Below are 20,108 nucleotides of genomic sequence, written 5' to 3'. Positions count from 1 at the left end.
CGTTAACTCATCATCTGAATGCGTACACGGCGACGTGTCGAGGCATCGTCACCATCAGGGTCTACAAAGGTGGTCCAGCCCAGCTGGCAGGACCCGGCATCGCCAAGGCGCATGGGCTTGACCTCGCTTTCCAGCAATTCCAGTTCCAGGTCGTAGGCGAGCGGTTCGCGCAGTACAAAGCTGACCAGTGTCTTCAACGGCTGATGCTCTTCACCATCGGGCAGGAAGTCGCGAAAGCGTTCAAGACTCAACCCGCGAAGGCAAAGCGCAAATTTGCCATTCACATCGGCTACTCGCTCACCTGCAACCATATCTTCACCCAGCGTCATGCCTGAAAGTCCCATGCGGCTACGCTGGCTCAGAGGGATCTCCACCCAACGGTGGACCCACTCCTCGATTTCCACGCGAGCCAGATCAAAGCAATGGCTGACTATGCCGGTGACCACATCTGGTGAACGCGAACGCCCTGCCAGAAGCCCGGCGTAAGCCAGCATCTTGCTCCAGTTGATGGGCGTCTCGCCGCGCAGGTTGTCATCGGCAAGCCCTACCAGCGCAAATACGGCCGCTGAAAAGCCATCCTGTGCATTGTCCTGATAGCGCACGTAGTGGCGATATTTCCGCCAGTTCTGGTGCATCAGGGTCAGCAGACGATGGTTGAAGAAATCAAGAAAGTCGCCTGCCGCTCCTTCCTTGTGCGCGGACTCGTGAGCCAGCGCTTCCAGGTAGTAACTGGGTAAAGGCGATTGAGCGCCCTGCAGCCCCAGAAAACTTACCTCCATCTCATACTGGCCGTGCTTATCGACCCCGAGTGCCAGCACGTCACTTCCCGGAAAACCGAGCGACGCGGAGGTCCTGTAGCGCACGCGCTGAAATGACGGCACGCTACCGCCATGCCGCCGCTCCTGATCATCGCCGTGATGACGGTGCAGCAGCTCGACCAGCTGGAAAAATTCGTAGCGTCGCGCCTTGTCGAGCAAGGGCGCCAGCGCTACATCAGTGGCTGCTGCCCTTCCTGTAAGCTCCATACATAGCGCTCTTGGTTATGGCGATTGATGACTTGAAGCTCATGAAACGAATTGATGCTGGCGTAAAGCGACAGGAAACGGGCAAGCACGCTGCCAAACAGGTACAAGCTGCCTTCATCACCAAACGCGTCCTGATCCAGTGTCATGACAGAGCGCAAACCACGTACCGGCAGCCCTTTGCGCAGACGATCAACTGGCTGGGTGTCGATACTCACGATCCCGGACAGGCGCTTCTGGGCGATGCGCTCTGCCTGGCGATCTACCAGAGCGCGGAAGTCATACGCCCTCAATACCGAACACAGCGCATCGCGATTGAGCAGAGAGAGATAGTTAAGCGACAGGTTCGAGATCAAAATCCACAAAAGGCCGTCATCAATGGCGGGTCGCAGTACCGGCGTGGGCCGAGTAATATTGGAAAAAGTGGCGAACGAGGGGCTATTTTCTGTGCCAACGCACACATCGCCAACGGTCAACCGCTCCGGTAGCTCGCGATTGGAACAGGTCAGGGCAAGGGAAATAGTCTCTCGCCGCCCCTGGCACGCCTGCTCGTCCTCACGTATAAATGCAATATCGTGATCGAAACCATCGCTGCGCAGGCTGTTTCCGACACGCACACGGAAATGGAGTGCCTGACGCCCTTTGTCTCGCTCGATCTGATGCTGAAAACTTTCAAACGGCACATACCGCCGTACAGCGGTCTTCGACGTGCTCTGCTCACCTTCCAAGCGCCCCACTACGCTATCCACACTGAATATTTCGTAGTGTGACGGGGCCTTGCTACTGGGCCGTATACGGTATTCGCTGCGTTCGCCCGTCAGGTCGATAGGCTCAGCATCGTGCTCGAAGAGGTTGATGGCCGGCGTGCAGTAAAGGGCCAGGTGCTCGTTCTGGATACGCGCATCGGTCGGCAGCGGGCGCGCAAAGATAAAGCGGAGCGTGACCCGCGTGGCAGCCGCATCAGGTAATACCTGATTCAGGCCCTGTACATCAAAGAAGTGGAACGCCTCTGGAAAGCAGAGATACTCCTGCAGTATGCGATACCCTTGATGCACGTTGCTTGGATAGGGTAGAAGCGCCTGGTCGCGCTCGAACCCGACAGCCTTCAACGCATTGGCTGGCAACGTCTGACGCTTTCCATCAATGTCGATTTCAAGACGAGTCAGATAGTGGCTCATCCAGAGATAGAGCGTACGCGCCGTATAGGTATCGCCGCCCAGATGCAGACGCAATGACGTGATGCCCATATCCTTCATGGGCTGGTCACTGTGTACATCCATCGACAGCTCGACCAGTGAGGTTTCCCGCGTATGCCGCGCCTCTACGCCCGCATGCTCCAGCGGATAAAGCGTGACGTCATGACAAGTGCGAAACAGACAAGACGTATTTTCGACAGCGTTGCTGGCAAGCTCGGTTCCCCGGTTTACCTGCTGATGCTGGCTCAGGGAGTGCCACATGGGGGTAAACTGCACAACCGTCATGCTGGGCACCGGCCGCAAGTAGTTCGGCCACAGCATGCTGATCAGTGAATGGGTAAGCTCCGGAAACTCATCTTCCACTTTTTCCCGCATGCGCCCGGTCAGAAAGGCAAAGCCTTCCAGCAGCCGTTCAACGTCCGGATCCGTGCTGCGCTCGGATAGAAACCGGCTTAGGTTCGGGTTTGACTGTGCAAACTCACGCCCCTGGCGCTTTAGAAAATTGAGTTCATCACGATAATAACGGTTGAGCATGCGTGCCCCTCGGGTCAATCAATTGAGACACTGATAACGCTTGTTGTTTAACACCAGGTCAATGGTGGTCAGCGCACTTTCCCTGCCTAACGCAACCGTGGCATGCACCTGAAAGCGTAGCTGCAGCGGATCACCTGCATTGGGCAGCGACTCGACATCTACCCGCTGCACTCGTGGTTCGAAACGCTCGATGCACTGGCGAATGGCCTGCTGAATGTTGAGCTCCAGGTCCAGCACACCAATGGTGGCGTCATTGAAGTCAAGCAGTCCCAGATCGGGCGCGCAGGCGTTATTACCAGGGTGGCTGTTGAGCAACTCAACCAGGTGGCGCTTGATCGACTCGACCACTTCTACCAACCGTGCCTCTTCCTCAAGAGGCACGGATTGGTGGGGCGTAGCGAGGCGCTCAAACAACCGACTGCTTAACAATCCGCTACTGTCAGTTGCCATGACTCCACCAGCCCTTTATTCCTTGTCGAGACGTCCGACCAGTGATAGCTCAAAGTTAGCCCCCATATATTTGAAATGCGGGCGTACTGACATGGAAACCTGATACCAGCCCGGCTCGCCTTCAACATCGGACACCTGGATGGAGGCCGCGCGTAGCGGGCGACGGCTGCGCACATCTGCCGGCGGGTTTTCTTGATCGGCAACATACTGGCGAATCCAGGCGTTAAGCTCACGCTCCAGATCCTGACGCTCTTTCCAGGAACCAATCTGCTCGCGCTGCAGCACTTTGACGTAGTGCGCCAGGCGATTGATGATGAACATGTAGGGAAGCTGAGTACCCAACTTGAAGTTGGTTTCTGCCATCTTGCCTTCGGCGGTATTGGGGAATACCTTCGGCTTTTGTACCGAGTTGGCCGAAAAGAACGCTGCGTTGTCACTGCCCTTGCGCATGGTCAGCGAGATAAAACCCTCTTCGGCCATCTCGAACTCGCGGCGGTCGGTAATCAGGACCTCCGTAGGAATCTTGGCCTGCAGTTGACCAAACGCCTCGTAGGTGTGAACCGGCAGGTTTTCAACGGCACCACCGCTTTGCGGGCCGATGATATTGGGGCACCAGCGGTATTTGGCGAAGCTGTCCGTCAGGCGCTCAGCCAGCAGATAAGCGGTGTTGCCCCACAGATAATGCTCGTGATCTTCGCTGACGGTTTCACGATAATTGAAGGTCTTGATGGGGTTCTCGACCGGATCGTAAGGCGTACGCAGCAGAAAACGCGGAGCGGTCAGCCCCAGGTAGCGTGCGTCATCAGACTCGCGAAGACTGCGCCAACGGGCATATTTCGGCCCTTCGAAAATTGCCTTGAAGTCCTTGATGTTGGGCAGCTCTTCAAAGCTTTCGATACCGAAGAAGGAGGGTGCCACCGATGACATGAAGGGCGCATGCGCCATTGCCCCGACCGCGGCAGAATACTGCAGAAGCTTCATATCCGGTGTTGAGGGCGTGAAATCGTAGTGCCCGATAATACCGGCAACAGGCTCGCCGCCAAACTGACCATAGCCCGCGTTGTAGACGTGGTGATAAAGGCCGCTCTGGCTGATCTCCGGGGCGAACTCGAAATCATCAAGCAGCTCTTGCTTGGTCGCGTGCAAGACATCCAGCTTGATATTTTCACGGAAGTCAGTGCGATCAACGAGGAGCTTCAAGCCGCGCCATGCAGATTCAAGCTGCTGAAATTCGCTTTCGTGCAGAATTTCATCGACCTGATGACTGATCTTACGATCAAGCTCGACGATCATGCTATCGACGAGCGACTTGTTGACCGTGGGTGCGTCATCGTTGCTGTTTAAAAGCTCTGCAATGAAGGCCGCCACCCCTTGCTTGGCAACGTCATATCCCTCATCCGCTGGCGCCATGCGTGTTTGCGCCATCACCTGATCCAGAAGCGAGCCTTCCGCTGCTTCTGTCACTGTTGCTTGCTGCTTAGCCGTTTTACTCATCGCTGTGCCTCGAAATCGTTTTACCGGTTTGATAGATGCGCGGTTGGCGATAACCGTTATTGATTGCGATCTGAATCGAGCAGCTCAAGTTCATTTAGCAGCTGCTGGCGGGCATCATCGTTCTCAAGAAGCTTCTGTAAACGATCACGAAAGGCGGGAACATTGCCCAGCGGGCCTTTCAAGGCAACCAGTGCTTCACGCAGTTCAACCAGCTTGCGCAGCTCGGGAACCTGTTTGGCGATGGCATCCGGAGAGAAGTCCTCCAGGGACTTGAACGTCAGATCAACCGGCATGTCGCCAGGCTCTTCACTGTCGTCCAGACGATTGGGCACTGCTGTCTGAAGCGTTAGCCCCGCTTCACGCATTACCGATTGGAAGTTGTTTTTATCAACCGAAACGGCTTGGCGTTCTTCGATAGGTGTTTCTTCCTCTCCACCCTTGAAGTCGCCCACTACCAGTAGCTTCAATGGAAGTTCGGTATCAGCCTGCTGACCATCTGTGGCCGGCACGTACTTGATATTGATGCGCTCTTTAGGCGCAACGGTCCCTTGTTTAGCCATAGCAGTCTACCTTGAAAGAAGTGTCTGAATGTAACCGTATAAAATTCTCGATCAGGTAACGTTAGCTAAATAAGAATGAATTCTCTACTTAAGCTATTAAAATGAGACAACACTTCGACAATTAAAATCTGTCTTTAATGCTGATTTTAGACGCATATCGGGACAAATAGACTCAAAACTAAATTCAAATAGATAAAACAGGAACCATTTGTAAGAAATTTCTTACAAAAACTGTCGGCAATCTCTTAACCAGATGTCAGCTTTTACGCACAAGGCGCTGCCTGAAAGGGAGGAACAAATCGCAATTTATGGCACAGAGTGAAAGTACCATTAAACGAAAAACACGCAAAAAATAAACATAAAGTTACTTTTTAATCACATTTTGAAACACTCCAAAGTAATCAAGGTGTTCGCTTTCTTGATTACCGCTTAAACCAGGCAACTCATTGCCAGACAGGCAACAAGTTGCCTTCTGGCAAGCAACCCATTGCCCAATCAAAATTAATAAAAAAGAATGAAAAAAATATAAGGTCATGAAATATAAAATAAAAAAAATAGTGGCATGTGGATTGCTATAAATCTGGTGTCCGTTGGACATCAATGACTTTTTCGTCAAGGAGCAGATCATGCCAACACCATGTTATATCAGCATCGAAGGCCAGACTCAGGGCAACATCACTGCCGGTGCATTCACCCCTGATTCCGTAGGCAACATCTACGTGGAAGGCCACGAAGACGAAATGCTGGTTCAGGAATTCAAGCACGTCGTCACTGTACCCACCGACCCGCAGTCAGGTCAGCCTTCCGGCCAGCGCGCGCACAAGCCGTTCGTGTTCACCGTTGCCCTGAACAAGGCCGTGCCGCTGATGTACAACGCCCTTGCGTCCGGTGAAATGCTGCCCAACGTTGCGCTGAAGTGGTACCGCACCTCTGTTGAAGGTAAGCAGGAGCACTTCTTCACCACCACGCTGACCGATGCCACGATCGTGGATATCAACCTGCGTATGCCGCACGCTCAGGACATCAACAAGGCTGAATTTACCCAGCTGATGGATGTTTCTCTGGCGTACCGCAAGATTGACTGGGAACACACCGTTGCCGGTACTTCTGGCTCGGACGACTGGCGCGCGCCCATCGAAGGCTAAGCCTTCGTTTGATGCTCGCATTAAAAAAACCCCTTCCACTGGAAGGGGTTTTTATTGGTCGGTACCACCTTTTAGACAAAGCGCCCAAGGCCTACGGCGCTGCGCAGTTTGTCCATGGTGGCAGCAGCTTCCTCACGAGCGCGCAAGGCGCCTTTTTGCAGCACACTTTCGATATACGCAGGATCCTCCATCAGCGCTGTGTAGCGCTCACGAGGCTCGGCCAGGTGCGCGTTGAGATACTCGAACACCTGATTCTTGGCATCTCCCCAACCGATGCCGGCGGCGTACTGCTCACGCATTGCGGCGGTTTCGCCATCGGAAGCAAAGGCTGAATAGATCTGGAACAGCGTACAGGCATCCGGATCCTTGGGCTCGCCAGGCTCCAGCGAGTTGGTCTTGATCTTGCGTACCAGTTTCTGCAGTTTTTTCTCGGTGGAAAACAGCGGGATGGTGTTGTCATAGCTTTTGGACATCTTGCGCCCATCGAGCCCTTTCAACACTTCCCCCTTCTCGCTGACCACGGCCTCCGGCAGGGTAAAGTACTGGCCTTTATAGAGGTGGTTGAAGCGCCCGGCCATGTCGCGCGCCATTTCGATATGCTGAATCTGGTCGCGTCCGACGGGTACTTTATTGGCGTTGAACATCAGGATGTCGGCGGCCATCAGCACGGGGTAGCCAAACAGCCCCATGGTGATCCCTTTGTCGGCGTCCTGGCTACCGGCCTGTTCGTTCTCGGCTACTGCCGCCTTGTAGGCATGGGCGCGATTCATCAAGCCTTTCGCGCAGACACAGGAGAGCAACCAGGAAAGCTCCTGGACTTCAATGAGGTCGGACTGGCGATAGAAGATCGCGTTATCGGTATCCAGCCCCAGCGCCAACCAGGTGGCGGCAATTTCCAGGCGCGACGCCTGGACGCGCTTGGGGTCCTGGCACTTGATCAGCGCGTGGTAATCCGCCAGAAAATAGAACGGTTGCACGTTCGGATCCTGGCTTGCTTCGATGGCGGGCTTGATGGCTCCCACGTAGTTGCCTAAGTGTGGCGTACCGGAGGTGGTAATCCCCGTCAGCACACGGGTTTTCGCAGTTTGACTCATTGTATTCAGGCTCTTGGGCAAATGATTCTATGATAACGCGCCACCTATCGCGTGGCGAATGGCATCATTGAAAACGCGCCAGCTGCCAGCCTGGCGCGGCGTCGGTTTGCATGAACACCAGTTGTGCCCGAGGGCGGGTAGCCTCCTTTATCTGGTGGCCCACCAAAACCGCCAGACGTCTGCTATCCAGTTTCTGCACCGTGAGCGCGAGCCCGCCTGCCGATGAGGTGGTGCCTGCCTCCTCCGGACCCAACGGTAACCGACGGGCAAGGGCGCGGAGCGTGGCTACGTCCAGCAGCCGCTCCAGCATCTCGCCCTGGAGTACAGCCTGCTCACCATGGCCCAGCGTGGCTGCCAGACGGTCAAATTCGATGTCACGCTGCGCAGCATGCGCGTTGGCGGCTAAAGCCACCAGCAGGCTATCCTCCACCATCTGTGTCTGAACCAGGGCGCGGTAGTTGCCCGCCAAGCGTTCATCCACCAGTGCCGAGCGCAGGCTGGCCATACCCACCAGCAGGCCGACGGCAAGCAGCCCCATGACCACTACCAGCGCGGCACCCTGTTGCTGTTTCATCGACCGACCTCCGGGAGAGTGCGTGACACAACCTGGTCGCGCTGCATGACATGCCAGCTGAACCTGCGCCTATCGTCGAATTCGAGCGTGACGCGGTAAAGGCCCGGCACTCCCTGGTTGCTCTTATCCCAAAGCTCGATTGCGCTGCAGCCGCGGTGGCCTTTATGCAGGCCTTCGATCAACGGCTGAGCATCCCGGCGCAGCGCACAGGTGGCATCATCGGCCAGTGAGTCGCTGATGTCATAACGATGCGCCTGGCCGTGTCGGATATCCCGCGTGAGTGCCTGGGTGGCAAAGATCAGTGCCTCCTGCTGCCGGCTCAAGGTTTCAACGCGCTCGAAGGTGGTAAACAGAGAGAGCACGAGCTGACCGGCGCCCAGAATGATGACGCTACCAATCACCAGGGCCACCATCATTTCCACCAGCGTGAAACCCGCCGCACACCCCTTGCGCATCAGCCCTCCTCCAGCGTCGGGAGAAGGAAGACGTAGTCAACGTGCTCATCGATACTGTCAGGGTCACGCGCTTTCATCACGATGGATACCGTCATCTCGCAGCCGCTTGCCACGACAGTGCGCCGAAGGCTGCCGACGCTCTCCCCGAGCGGTGCGCGCGAGTCATTAAACCACTGCGCCTGCCAGTCACCCTCCAGCGCTGCCACGTCGATACGCCGACAGCCCTGCAGACGAGAGAGCCGCCCCCAGGCACGCTCCTGGGCATCGAGGGCGGCAAGACTTGCCACCGAGTGCTGAAACCCCGCCATGGCGCCATGCAGCGAGGTCAGTTGCATGGCGGCCACGCCCATCAGTCCGAAGGCCAGCAGCGCCAGGGCCATCAGCGCCTCGATGAGCGTAAATCCCGTCTGGCGCGCCATTTACCAGCAGGTCTCGGGCAGGCGCTCTCCACGACTATCGAGCGTAAGGGCAGTTGCGCAACCATCCTCCCTGGAGGAAGCGGCACTGATCAAGTAGTAGCGCGCGGTAACGTGTGACGGGGCAAGGGTATAATGCCCGGTGGGCGACTCAGGCGTAATCGTGCAATCGTGATAGGTAAACCTGCGGCGATGACAGCGCTCGAGCTCGGCCGCGGCCTGCAAAAGCCCGGCGCGGGCATCGGTGCGCAGGGCAGCCTGCTGCTGACGGGTAACGCCTGAATAGGCCATGGCAGCGAGCAGGCCAAGAATGGCCATCACCACGACCAGCTCGATGAGCGTGAAGCCGCGCTGGTCCTTCGAAGGATGGCCAGCGCGTACAGCGAACGCATAAACCGCCTGGGTCAAATGAAGCTCCTGTCTCGGCCCGGGCATCGGCCCATCAACTGCTGACGATCACCTGCTCGCGCAGTTCCTTGGGCATGGAAAAGGTGATGTTCTCCTCGCGCCCTTCAAGCTCTTCAGGCACTGCAGCGCCCAAGGACTGCAGCTTGGCAATCACACCTTTCACCAATACTTCCGGGGCGCTGGCCCCGGCCGTGACACCGATGCGGCTGACGTTTTCAAGCCACTCGCCCTCGATCTGGTCGGCGTTGTCGATCAGGTAGGCGGGCGTCCCCATGCGCTCGGAAAGCTCACGCAGGCGGTTGGAGTTGGAGCTGTTGGGGCTACCCACCACCAATACCAGGTCACTGTCCGCTGCCAGCTCGCGCACGGCGTCCTGGCGGTTCTGTGTGGCGTAGCAGATGTCATCCTTGCGCGGCCCGCTGATCTCGGGGAACTTCCCACGCAGCGCATCGATCACCTTGGCCGTATCATCCATGGAAAGGGTAGTCTGGGTCACGAAGGCCAGGGTCGAAGGGTCGTTGACCGTAAGCTTGGCCACGTCTTCCTCATCCTCCACCAGGTAAATATGCCCGCCGTGGGTCGTGTCGTAGCGACCCATGGTGCCTTCCACTTCCGGGTGGCCTTCGTGGCCGATCAGGATGCACTCCTGGCCACGCTTGGCGTAGCGCAGCACTTCCATGTGCACCTTGGTGACAAGCGGGCAGGTAGCATCAAACACTTTCAAGCCACGCCGCTCGGCATCTGCCTGCACGGCTTGGGAGACGCCGTGGGCGGAAAAGATGACGATCACGTCATCCGGCACCTCGTCGAGTTCTTCGACAAACACCGCGCCACGTTCGCGCAGGCTTTCCACGACAAACCGGTTATGAACCACTTCGTGGCGGACGTAGATGGGCGGCCCGAACACATCCAGTGCCCGATTGACGATATCGATAGCGCGATCCACGCCGGCACAAAAACCACGCGGATTGGCTAGTTTGATCTGAATGGGCTGTGCTTGCGTCGGTTGCATAGTAGCGCCTTGATGCGCAAGGGCATCGCTTGGTGAATTAATGCGTGGTGACCGGCTTGACGTCGAGTACCTCGACCTCAAACGTCAGGGTACGCCCGGCCAGCGGGTGATTGAAGTCTACCTCGACCCGCTCGCCCTCGATGGTTTTGACCACACCGGGCAATTCCGTTCCTGCCTTGTCGGCAAACGACATCACCATGCCGACTTCTGGCGTTTCATCGCCAAAGTCGGCCCGTTTCAGGGTCTGGATGTTCTGCGGATTATGCTGGCCAAAGGCGTGCTCGGGCAGCACTTCAAAGGCACCAGTTTCGCCGGCGGCCATGCCTTTGATGGGATGCTCGAAGCCTGGCGGCAAATTGCCATCCCCGTACTGAAAGGTGGCTGGCGCCTTCTCCTTGGTGGAGTCGACCACCGTGCCATCTTCAAGCTTCAGGGTGAAGTGAAGGGTCACTTCCATGCCGTCATCAATCAGGTATTCACTCATGAGACTGCTCGCTGTAGGGTAACGCCCCGGCCAGCACCAGCACCGGGGCTTGAATGATGAGGGTGCCTAGACACTCGCGCGGGCGGCCTTTCTGCGCCGCCGGTCGCCCATTACCGACTCCCAGATCAGACCAATGGCGCCCAGCGTAATGCCGATATCCGCCACGTTGAATGCCGGGTAGTACCAGCCGGCAACATGAAACGACAGAAAGTCGACCACGTAGCCATGCATCAGGCGGTCATATAGATTGCCCAAGGCTCCGCCGATGATCAGCGGCAGCGAAATGGCCAGCAACGTTTCATCCGCCTTGACCCGCGAAAGCCAGATGGTCAGGCCTACGCTTGCCCCTATGGCAATAATGGCGAAAAACCAACGCTGCCAGCCGGGGTGGCTTGCCAGAAAGCTGAACGCCGCCCCGGTGTTGTGCATCAACGTCAGGTTGAAAAACGGCAGCACTTCCACCGGCTGCAGATACCCCAACTGACTGCTGGCAATCGCCTTGGTGGCCAGGTCCAGCACGATAACGGCCACCGCCACCCACAGCCAGCGCAGCGGCTGGCGCATGGGCGGGCGCTTCAGGGTTTCATCACTGCTCGATAGCGTATCAGGCATAGTAGCGCGTCTCACCGTTGCCCTCGGGCAGGTTGGAGATACAGCGGCCACACAGGTCCGGATGATCTGCATGGGTGCCGACATCAGCGCGGTGGTGCCAGCAGCGCTCGCACTTCTGATGATCGCTTGCACTGACTGCCACTTTCAAACCGTCAAGCTCGGTGCTCTCCGCATTTTCCGCCGCGCTCAAAGGTGCCAGATGCACTTCACTGGTCAGCATCACAAAGCGTAGCTCATCGCCCAGCTTGGCCAGGGTAGCGCTGAGCTCATCGCTGACATACAACGTCACTTCCGCTGCCAGGCTGCCCTTGATCACCTTGGCATTACGTGCATCTTCCAGGCACTTGTTGACCGCGTGCTTGACCTCGAGCACCTGCTCCCAGAACGCGCGGCCCAGCTCGGCGCCCTCTTCCAGGGTACCCAGGCCGGTGTAGTAGGTTTCCAGCAGCACGCTGTCGCCGCGCGCGCCAGGGATATGCTCGAAAATCTCTTCGGCGGTGAACGAAAGAATCGGCGCGACCCAGCGGGAAAGCGCTTCGACCACATGGTAAAGCGCGGTCTGGGCGCTGCGCCGTGCCAGCGAATCCGCCTGGGTGGTGTACTGGCGGTCCTTGATCACGTCCAGATAGAAGCCGCCCAGCTCACGGGCACAGAAGCCGTGCACCTGCTGGTAGACATCCAGGAAGCGATACTCTTCGTAGGCCTTGTCGATGCGTCCTTGAAGCTGGGCCGCGCGGTCCACCACCCACTGATCCAGCGCCAGCATATCGCCAAAGGCGACCTGATCCGTTGCCGGGTTGAAGCCGTTGAGGTTGGAGAGCAGAAAGCGTGCGGTGTTACGGATACGCCGGTAGACATCCGCGGTGCGTTTCAGAATCTCGTCAGAAACCGCCATTTCACCAGAGTAATCGGTAGAGGCTACCCACAGGCGCAGAATATCCGCGCCGAGCTTGTCCATCACCGACTGCGGCGCTACCACGTTACCCAGCGACTTGGATTGCTTGCGACCCTGGGCGTCCACGGTAAAGCCGTGGGTCAGCAGCTGACGATAGGGTGCATGACCGTCGATGGCCGAGCCGGTCAGCAGCGACGAGTGGAACCAGCCGCGGTGCTGATCCGAGCCTTCCAGGTACAAATCGGCACGCGGGCCGCTCTCGTGACCGTGTGGGTGCGAACCGCGCAGCACGTGGCGGTGCGTGGTGCCGGAGTCGAACCACACGTCCAGCGTATCGGTGACCTTGTCGTACTCCGCCGCCTCGGCGCCGAGCAGATCAGCAGGGTCGAGGCTGAACCAGGCATCGATGCCCTGCGCTTCCACGCGCGTGGCCACCTCTTCCATCAGCTCGACGGTGCGCGGGTGCAGCTCGCCGCTCTGCTTGTGCAGGAAGAACGGGATCGGCACCCCCCAGTTGCGCTGGCGCGAGATGCACCAGTCCGGGCGGTTGGCGATCATGCTGTGCAGGCGTGCCTGGCCCCAGGCAGGCGTGAACTGCGTGGCCTCGATGCCTTCCAGGGCACGCTCGCGCAGGGTCTTGCCATCCTTGCCCTGGATATCCATGCCCACGAACCACTGAGCCGTTGCACGGTAGATGACCGGGGTCTTGTGGCGCCAGCAGTGCATGTAGCTGTGCACGATGGGTTTATGCGCCATCAGCGCACCCACTTCTTCAAGCTTTTCGATGATGTTGGGGTTGGCTTTCCAGATCATCTGGCCGCCAAAGAACGGCAGGTCATCGACATACACGCCGTTGCCCTGCACCGGGTTCAGCATGTCGTCAAAGCTCATGCCGTGGGCGCGGCAGGTAGTGAAGTCGTCCAGGCCGTAGGACGGCGCGGAGTGAACGATACCGGTGCTGCCCACTTCCGACTCGACGTAATCCGCCAGATACACCGGCGACAGACGATCATAGAACGGGTGGCGGAAGTTGATCAGGTCAAGCTTTTCGCCCTGGGTGGTAGCGATGACCTCGCCTTCCAGGCCAAAGCGCTCAAGGCAGCTCTCCACCAGCTCTTCGGCCAGCAGCAGCAAGCGCTCGCCGGTATCCACCAGCGCGTAGGTGAACTCGGGGTGCACGTTAAGCGCCTGGTTGGCGGGGATGGTCCAGGGCGTGGTGGTCCAGATCACGACAGCGGCGGGCTTGGACAGTGCGCTCAGGCCGAACGCGGCGGCAAGTTTCTCGGCGTCTTCCACCGGGAAGGCAACATCGATTGCATCGGATTTCTTGTCCTGATACTCGACTTCCGCTTCGGCCAGGGCCGAGCCGCAGTCAAAGCACCAGTTGACCGGCTTCAGACCCTTGAAGACAAACCCAGCATCGACCATGTCGGCCAGTGCGCGAATCTCGCCCGCTTCGTTGGCATACTCCATGGTGCGGTAGGGGTGATTCCAGTCGCCAATCACCCCCAGGCGCACGAAATCCGCCAGCTGCGTCTCGACCTGGGCACTCGCGTACTCCCGGCACAGCTCACGCGCTTTTTGCGGCGCCAGGTGCTTGCCGTGGGTCGTTTCCACCTTGTGCTCGATCGGCAGGCCGTGGCAGTCCCAGCCCGGCACGTAGGGGGCATCGAAGCCCGCCAGGTTCTTCGATTTGACGATGATGTCTTTCAGGATCTTGTTGACGGCGTGACCGATATGAATACTGCCGTTGGCGTAGGGAGGGCCATCGTGCAGAACGAACAGCGGCGCGCCCGCACGCGCTTCGCGCAGGCGCTGGTACAAGTTCATGTCCTGCCAGCGGGACACCCGCCCCGGCTCCTGCTTGGGCAGCATGCCGCGCATGGGAAAGTCGGTTTCAGGCAAGTTTAGCGTGTGCTTATAGTCCATGGTTCGGTCAGCCGTTGTTAGCATCGGCAGCGTCATCCGCCGAAGAAGAATCAGAAGAAGTTGTCTTGAAAGCCACTTTCTCGGCAACCACCGCCTCACGCCCAAGGGGGGCCGAGGCCAGCGGTAGCGCGTGATTACGGTCAGTCACTGCCGTCGCAAAGTAGCGATGCGCCTGGCACTGATCGCGCTCGATTTGTGCTTTCAGCGCGTCGAAGTCGTCAAATTTCACCTCCCCGCGCAGGCGCGCACAGGGATATACCGTCATGCGCTGACCATAGAGGTCGCCTTGAAAATCGAACAGATGAACCTCGAGGGTCGGCCGCCTGGAACCGACGGTAGGCCGAAAACCGACATTGCCGACGCCCTGGTACTGCCTGCCGTCTTCAAGCGAGACTGCTACCGCGTAGACGCCGCGCAGGGTCAGGGGCTTGGGGAGCAGCGGCAGGTTCGCGGTGGGCACGCCGATGGTGCGCCCCAGCTGCTGGTCGCGCACTACGCGCCCACCTACCGAATAGGCGCGGCCCAGCAGGGTTGCCGCCGCGGCAAAGTTTCCGCAGGCAAGCAGCGTGCGCACCCGTGAACTCGACACGCGCTCGCCTTCGACCGTAAAGGTTCGGGTATGCTCCACCCCGAAGCCGCGCTCACGCCCCACCGCTGCCAGCAGCGCGAAATCACCCTGGCGATCACAGCCAAAGCGAAAGTCATCGCCGACCACCAGATGTTTGACGTTCAGCCCCTCGATCAATACCTGATCGATGAACTCTCGTCCGGTCAGGCTACGCAGCGCGTTGTTGAAGGGCAGGCACACCACCTGCTCGGCACCATGCTCACCCAGCAGGCGCACCTTTTCGCGCAGGCGCGTCAGTCGGGGGGGCGCCTGATCACCGGCAAAATATTCACGCGGCTGGGGCTCGAACACTACCACCGTTAACGGCACGCCCAGGCGGGCAGCGTGCTCACGGCACTGCTGCAGGATCGCCTGATGACCGCGGTGCACACCATCGAAATTACCGATGGTGGCCACGCAGCCCTGGTTGACCGCTGCCAGATTGTGCAGACCTCGAATGACGCGCATGGCACCTCAGCCGTTGTAGTTTGCCCCTTTCCCGCCTCTTCAGGCGTTGGCGAAGCGTAAAAACCCCTGATTATAGCGAACCCGCCGCACTAAATGTCCAACTCTCTCTGCATCAACCGCAAGATTCAACTCTGCATCTTGAAATGGCGCAGCCGCAAGCCAAGCGCTGCCAGCCAGATAAAGTAGAGCGAGCCCCCCAGGCCGACCAGCATGGCCACCCAGCCCACGCGCTGCCACAGACTGAAGTCCAGCCACACCTGCCATGGCGGCGAGACGACATAGAGCGCCACGGTCATCAGGATGCTGCCTCCGCCAAGCTGCACTGCATAGCGCCCCCAGCCGGGTTGAAAGACCAGCACGCCCTGCTTGTGCAGCAGATAGCCTAGAAGCCCGGCGTTAAGAAATGCCGACAGCGCCGTTGCCAGCGCAAGCCCCGCGTGAGCCAGCGGCCAGATCAGGACAAGATTGAACACCATGTTGGCGACCATGGCGACAATCCCTACCTTGACCGGTGTCTTGGTGTCCTGACGAGCGAAGAAGCCCGGCGCCAGCACCTTGATCAGCATGAACGCCACCAGGCCAAACGCATAGGCGCGCAGGCTCATGGCGGCCATCTGGATATCGGTGTCGGTCATTGCCCCATAGTGGAACAGGGTAATCAGTAACGGTTCGGCCAGTACCGCCAGCGCCAGGGCGGCGGGCAAGCCCAGCAGCAGTACCACGCGCAGCGCCCAGTCGAGCATGGCGGCAAAATGCGTCCTGGACTGCGCGGCATGACGCTTGGAAAGTGCTGGCAGAATCACCGTGGCGATCGCCACGCCAAATACGCCCAGCGGAAGCTCCACCAGGCGATCGGAATAGTAGAGCCAGGAGACACTGCCGGCGGCGAGCAAGGATGCCAGCACGGTATCCAGCAGCAGGTTGATCTGGGATACCGATACGCCAAACAGCGCCGGCGCCATCAGCTTCAGGATACGCTTGACGCCTTCATGGGCAAAATTGGGCCAGGGCGTGGGCAAGAGCCCCAGGCGCACCAGAAACGGCACCTGGAAGATCAACTGGGCGGCGCCGGCGATCAGCACCCCCCAGGCGAGCGCCATGGCAGGCTCGTCCATCAGTGGCGTCAGAAACAGCGCCGCGCCGATCAGCGAAAGATTCAGCAGTACCGGCGTGAAGGCGGGCACGGCAAAGCGGTTCCAGGTGTTCAGCACGCTGCCGGAAAACGCCGTGAGCGAAATCAACAGCAGATATGGAAACGTCAGGCGCAGCATATCGGCGGTCATGGCGAGCTTGCCCGGGTCACTGCCAAACCCCGGCGCAAACACCCAGATAAGCCACGGCGCGCACAGCATCGCCAGCGCCGTGATCAGCGCAAGCAGTGCTGTCAGACTTCCCGCCACCGCGTTCAACAGCTCGCGAATCTCCTGCTTGGTGCGCTGGGTCGAGTACTCGGAAAGTACCGGCACGAAGGCCTGATTGAACGCCCCTTCGGCAAACAGGCGACGCAGGAAATTGGGGATCTTGAACGCCACGAAAAAGGCATCCGCCCCGTCGCTGGCGCCCAGCAGCGTCGCCACCACCACGTCACGCACCAGCCCCATTACCCGCGACAGCATGGTCATGACACTGACCACCAGCCCCGAGCGCATGAGCCCGTGCGCCGGCGCCACGTTGGCGGCAGATGAGGGGTCGCCTGCAGGCGTGCTTTGGGTCATCGCTTTTATCCGTTCACGCGGGCAGGTTGCCCGCTTACCATCGCCAGGAAAAACCATCAGACACAAAAAAACCGGCCGCAGCCGGTTTTTTATGGCGCCTGCCGGCTTACGCCGCCAGTGCCTTGATACGCTTGTTCAAACGGCTTTTCAGGCGCGCCGCTTTCTTCTTGGAAAGCACGTCCTTGTCAGCAATACGGTCAACGACCGGCTGCATCACCTTGAACTCTTCCATTGCCTTGCCATGGTCGCCGGTGTTGATGGCCTTGATCACACGCTTGATGTAGGTGCGGACCATGCTGCGCTGGCTGGCTTTCAGGACGCGACGGTTCTCGGCCTGGCGGGCGCGCTTGCGAGCTTGCTTGCTGTTCGCCACTGGTATCTCCTTGGAGAATAAAGGTTGCCGCTGATTCGGCAACGGATTAACTTTGTGTTTGTCGGAGGGCGCTCGCCCAATCACGACATTTCCGTAACAACCAATTGATTTGAAGAGCTTTCAAGCTCATTCAAAGTGTGTGACCGGCAGTTGATGTGACTGCCCGCCCACGGGTCTTGTCTGAGAGGATGGCGTAGTCTATCACGCGTAAAGCCGCCAGGCTAGCGGGTATCACGCCGTTCAGGGCAGCGGCTGGCCGGTGGGCGCGAGTATCTTGCGCAGAAAGCGCTGCGTGCGCGGGTCCTTGGGCGCGGTGAACAACTCCTGTGGCGGGGCCTGCTCGATGATCTGCCCTTCGTCCATGAATACCACCCGGTCTGCCACGTCGCGGGCAAACTGCATTTCGTGGGTGACGATGATCATGGTCTGCTGCTCGGAGGCGAGCTGTTTCATCAGGCTCAGCACCTCCCCTACCCACTGCGGGTCCAGTGATGACGTCGGCTCGTCAAACAAAATTACATCGGCGTTGGCCGCCATGGCGCGCCCGATGCCGATACGCTGCTGCTGACCGCCGGAAAGCGCGGCCGGATAGGCATCGTGTTTATCGGCCAGGCCGATACGCTCGAGAATCTCCCGGGCGCGGGCATGGGCCTGCTGCCGGGGTATCTTGTCGACCACGATCATGCCTTCGCTGATATTCTCAAGGGCCGTCTTGTTGGCAAACAGGCCGTAGTTCTGAAACACGAACGCCGTACGCCGGCGCAGCTTCAGGATATCCGCCCGGCTGGCGCGCTGGGCGTCCACCTGCACGCCCCCTACGGTAATGCGCCCTGAATCCGGCCGCTCCAGAAAATTGATACAGCGCAGCAGGGTGGATTTTCCCGTGCCCGAGGGGCCGATGATGACGATGATCTCGCCCCGCGCAAGCGTCAGGTCGATGTCGGCAAATACGTTCTGCTTGCCAAAGCGCTTGGTCACTGCCTCAAGAGTAATCATCGCTGGTACGCCCTGTTGAGATAGGTTTCCAGGCGCCGCTGCCCCCAGGAGAGCAACTCCACCACGACCCAGTAGATGATTGCGACCAGCAGGAAGGCTTCCAGATACAGAAAGCTGCTGGAAGCCTCTTTTTGCGTCGCCCCCATCAGCTCGGTGACGCCCAGCGTAAAGGCCAGCGACGTCGCCTTGATCATGTCGATGAAGTAGTTCATCAGCGTGGGAGTAGCCACACGCGTCGCCTGGGGCAGAATGATGCGCCGCATCAGCTGCGGCTGGGTCATGCCGATGGAGAGCGCCGCCTCGGTCTGGCTGCGGTCGATCCCCACGATGGCTGCGCGAATGGATTCGGCCATGTATGCCGAGAAATGCAGCGTCAGGCCAAGCACCGCCGCCGTGACACCGTTGATCGACACCAACGCTTCGACCAGCTGCGGCAGGCCGTAATAGAACAGGAACAGCTGGACGAGCAGCGGCGTGCCGCGAAAAAACGAGATAAACAGTAGCGCCAAACCGTTCAAAAGCGGCACGCGGGTCACACGGACCACCGCCAGCAGGCAGGCAAACACCAGTGCAAACAGCATGGCAATAGTCGCCATCTGTAGCGTCAGCGGTAGATAGCTCAGCAGGACCGGTAACAGCCCCCACATGTATTCCAGGTTTAGCATGTCGGCATCGCTTATAAGCAAACGGCCGTGGGCTACCCACGGCCGTGTTCAATACATAGCTTCAGATGACAGCGTAGCGGTTATTCCGGCTGTTGCGTGATATCCGTATCAAACCATTTTTCGGAAATTTCGCGCAGCTTGCCGTTCTCGCGAAGCTCGGCTAGCGCTTCATCCACCCGGTCGCGATGAGCATTGCCCGCCTCGTCATCCCGAAACGGCAGAGCGTTTTCGATGACCGTAAACGGCTGGCCGGCAAGCGCCAGCGGCAGGCCGCGCTCCTTGATGACCTGGGTCGCGCTTACCCGGTCCATGACAAAGGCATTGATACGCCCGAGCGCCACATCCTGCTCCACGTTGGATTCGTAGGTGCGAATATCGATCCCATCGGCATTGGGCAACTCACGCAGCAGCTGCTCGTAGTTGGAGCCCAGGTTTACCGCCACGGTCTTGCCGGAAAGATCTTCCACGCCATTGATGGTGTCATTACCGGCGCGGACCACGACCTGTGCTCCGTCATATACGTAGGGCGCGGTAAATACATACTTGGCCTGGCGCTCTGGGGTGATGGTGATCTGGTTGGCAATGGTATCGATGCGCCCGGAATCCAGCATGCCGGCAAGGCCCGAGAAGCTCGCGGTCACGAACTCGACGTCATCGCCGGTTATCTCGCCTACCGCGTTGAGAACGTCCACTTCGAACCCTTTAAGCTCGTTGCGCTCGACGAAGGTAAAGGGGAAATAACCGCCGGACATGCCCACTCGCAGCGTATCCGCCTGCGCCTGAACGGTGGCAAGACCACTTGCCACGCTCAGGGTGAGGGCCGCGGCCAGCTGGGCCAATCGACGAGATGTGATTCGGCGTGTACGTGTCATCTGCAGGTATCCTCATGGGCAAGCACTGCCTGCCGGGTTCGACGGTTAGCTTCTGCCACTCTTGTTTAGCGGTGTAGCAGCTATGAACGCATCATAAATACAAAAAAGAATATTAAAAATAGTTTTTATTCA

The 20,108-nt window shown here is 58.8% G+C and carries 21 protein-coding genes; 1 reads left to right on the top strand and 20 read right to left on the bottom strand.

Annotation, left to right across the window (positions count from 1 at the left end; translation table 11 throughout):
* Positions 1-2: 2 nt before the first annotated feature.
* The 5 genes from tssG to tssB are packed head-to-tail and all read right to left on the bottom strand — an operon-like array spanning position 3 to position 5,256.
* Entirely contained in the window at positions 3-1,025 is a 1,023-nt protein-coding gene (gene tssG / locus HW452_RS14440; RefSeq protein ID WP_224106798.1) for a type VI secretion system baseplate subunit TssG, read from the bottom strand.
* Complete coding sequence (gene tssF / locus HW452_RS14435; RefSeq protein ID WP_224106797.1) at positions 989-2,752, bottom strand: type VI secretion system baseplate subunit TssF; 1,764 nt, start codon at positions 2,750-2,752, stop codon at positions 989-991. Before tssF ends, tssG begins: the two co-directional genes overlap by 37 nt.
* Before the next feature lie 18 nt (positions 2,753-2,770).
* Entirely contained in the window at positions 2,771-3,202 is a 432-nt protein-coding gene (gene tssE, locus HW452_RS14430) for a type VI secretion system baseplate subunit TssE (RefSeq protein ID WP_224106796.1), read from the bottom strand.
* Positions 3,203-3,217: 15 nt separating this feature from the next.
* Positions 3,218-4,696, bottom strand: coding sequence for a type VI secretion system contractile sheath large subunit (gene tssC / locus HW452_RS14425; RefSeq protein WP_224106795.1), 1,479 nt, complete (start codon positions 4,694-4,696; stop codon positions 3,218-3,220).
* Between the two features lie 56 nt (positions 4,697-4,752).
* Positions 4,753-5,256 carry a type VI secretion system contractile sheath small subunit gene (gene tssB, locus HW452_RS14420; RefSeq protein WP_224106794.1) on the bottom strand — a complete coding sequence of 168 codons (504 nt, stop codon included), beginning with the start codon at positions 5,254-5,256 and terminating at the stop codon, positions 4,753-4,755.
* 626 nt (positions 5,257-5,882) lie between these two features.
* Between tssB and HW452_RS14415 the strand changes: the two genes are divergently transcribed.
* Positions 5,883-6,401 (top strand): Hcp family type VI secretion system effector, encoded by a 519-nt coding sequence (locus HW452_RS14415; protein WP_126950157.1) that lies wholly within the window; start codon positions 5,883-5,885, stop codon positions 6,399-6,401.
* Between the two features lie 71 nt (positions 6,402-6,472).
* Here the strand turns inward: HW452_RS14415 and HW452_RS14410 are convergent, their stop codons facing one another.
* The 15 genes from HW452_RS14410 to HW452_RS14340 form a co-directional block, all read right to left on the bottom strand.
* Entirely contained in the window at positions 6,473-7,495 is a 1,023-nt protein-coding gene (locus HW452_RS14410; RefSeq protein ID WP_224106793.1) for a tryptophan--tRNA ligase, read from the bottom strand.
* A 64-nt stretch (positions 7,496-7,559) separates the two neighbouring features.
* Positions 7,560-8,069 (bottom strand): pilus assembly PilX family protein, encoded by a 510-nt coding sequence (locus HW452_RS14405; protein ID WP_224106792.1) that lies wholly within the window; start codon positions 8,067-8,069, stop codon positions 7,560-7,562.
* On the bottom strand, positions 8,066-8,524 hold the full coding sequence (locus tag HW452_RS14400) for a PilW family protein (RefSeq protein ID WP_224106791.1): 459 nt from the start codon (positions 8,522-8,524) through the stop codon (positions 8,066-8,068). Before HW452_RS14400 ends, HW452_RS14405 begins: the two co-directional genes overlap by 4 nt.
* Positions 8,524-8,943, bottom strand: a complete 420-nt coding sequence (locus HW452_RS14395; protein WP_224106790.1) for a type IV pilus modification PilV family protein — start codon at positions 8,941-8,943, stop codon at positions 8,524-8,526. Before HW452_RS14395 ends, HW452_RS14400 begins: the two co-directional genes overlap by 1 nt.
* A complete protein-coding gene (locus HW452_RS14390) occupies positions 8,944-9,348 on the bottom strand; it encodes a type IV pilin protein (RefSeq protein WP_224106789.1) in 405 nt (134 codons plus the stop codon).
* Positions 9,349-9,382: 34 nt separating this feature from the next.
* Positions 9,383-10,360, bottom strand: coding sequence for a 4-hydroxy-3-methylbut-2-enyl diphosphate reductase (ispH, locus tag HW452_RS14385; RefSeq protein WP_224106788.1), 978 nt, complete (start codon positions 10,358-10,360; stop codon positions 9,383-9,385).
* 37 nt (positions 10,361-10,397) lie between these two features.
* The gene (fkpB, locus tag HW452_RS14380) at positions 10,398-10,844 is read right to left on the bottom strand and encodes an FKBP-type peptidyl-prolyl cis-trans isomerase (protein ID WP_224106787.1); all 447 of its coding nucleotides are present in this window, start codon (positions 10,842-10,844) and stop codon (positions 10,398-10,400) included.
* A gap of 66 nt (positions 10,845-10,910) precedes the next feature.
* On the bottom strand, positions 10,911-11,456 hold the full coding sequence (gene lspA, locus HW452_RS14375) for a signal peptidase II (protein WP_224106786.1): 546 nt from the start codon (positions 11,454-11,456) through the stop codon (positions 10,911-10,913).
* Positions 11,449-14,280 (bottom strand): isoleucine--tRNA ligase, encoded by a 2,832-nt coding sequence (ileS, locus tag HW452_RS14370; protein ID WP_224106785.1) that lies wholly within the window; start codon positions 14,278-14,280, stop codon positions 11,449-11,451. The genes lspA and ileS overlap by 8 nt, the downstream gene beginning before the upstream one ends.
* Before the next feature lie 7 nt (positions 14,281-14,287).
* Positions 14,288-15,355, bottom strand: a complete 1,068-nt coding sequence (gene ribF / locus HW452_RS14365; RefSeq protein WP_224106784.1) for a bifunctional riboflavin kinase/FAD synthetase — start codon at positions 15,353-15,355, stop codon at positions 14,288-14,290.
* A gap of 125 nt (positions 15,356-15,480) precedes the next feature.
* Complete coding sequence (gene murJ, locus HW452_RS14360) at positions 15,481-17,070, bottom strand: murein biosynthesis integral membrane protein MurJ (RefSeq protein WP_224106783.1); 1,590 nt, start codon at positions 17,068-17,070, stop codon at positions 15,481-15,483.
* A gap of 106 nt (positions 17,071-17,176) precedes the next feature.
* Positions 17,177-17,443, bottom strand: a complete 267-nt coding sequence (gene rpsT / locus HW452_RS14355; RefSeq protein ID WP_106375229.1) for a 30S ribosomal protein S20 — start codon at positions 17,441-17,443, stop codon at positions 17,177-17,179.
* 240 nt (positions 17,444-17,683) lie between these two features.
* Positions 17,684-18,439: an amino acid ABC transporter ATP-binding protein gene (locus HW452_RS14350; RefSeq protein WP_224106782.1), complete on the bottom strand. Its 756-nt coding sequence runs from the start codon at positions 18,437-18,439 to the stop codon at positions 17,684-17,686.
* Positions 18,436-19,104: an amino acid ABC transporter permease gene (locus HW452_RS14345; protein WP_224106781.1), complete on the bottom strand. Its 669-nt coding sequence runs from the start codon at positions 19,102-19,104 to the stop codon at positions 18,436-18,438. Before HW452_RS14345 ends, HW452_RS14350 begins: the two co-directional genes overlap by 4 nt.
* Positions 19,105-19,184: 80 nt before the next feature.
* Positions 19,185-19,976 (bottom strand): amino acid ABC transporter substrate-binding protein, encoded by a 792-nt coding sequence (locus HW452_RS14340; RefSeq protein ID WP_224106780.1) that lies wholly within the window; start codon positions 19,974-19,976, stop codon positions 19,185-19,187.
* Between the last annotated feature and the right edge of the window lie 132 nt (positions 19,977-20,108).

This window comes from Vreelandella aquamarina (genome assembly GCF_020075495.1).
Classification (GTDB): Bacteria; Pseudomonadota; Gammaproteobacteria; order Pseudomonadales; family Halomonadaceae; genus Vreelandella; species Vreelandella aquamarina_A.
This window is presented reverse-complemented; position numbering and strand designations above follow the sequence as displayed.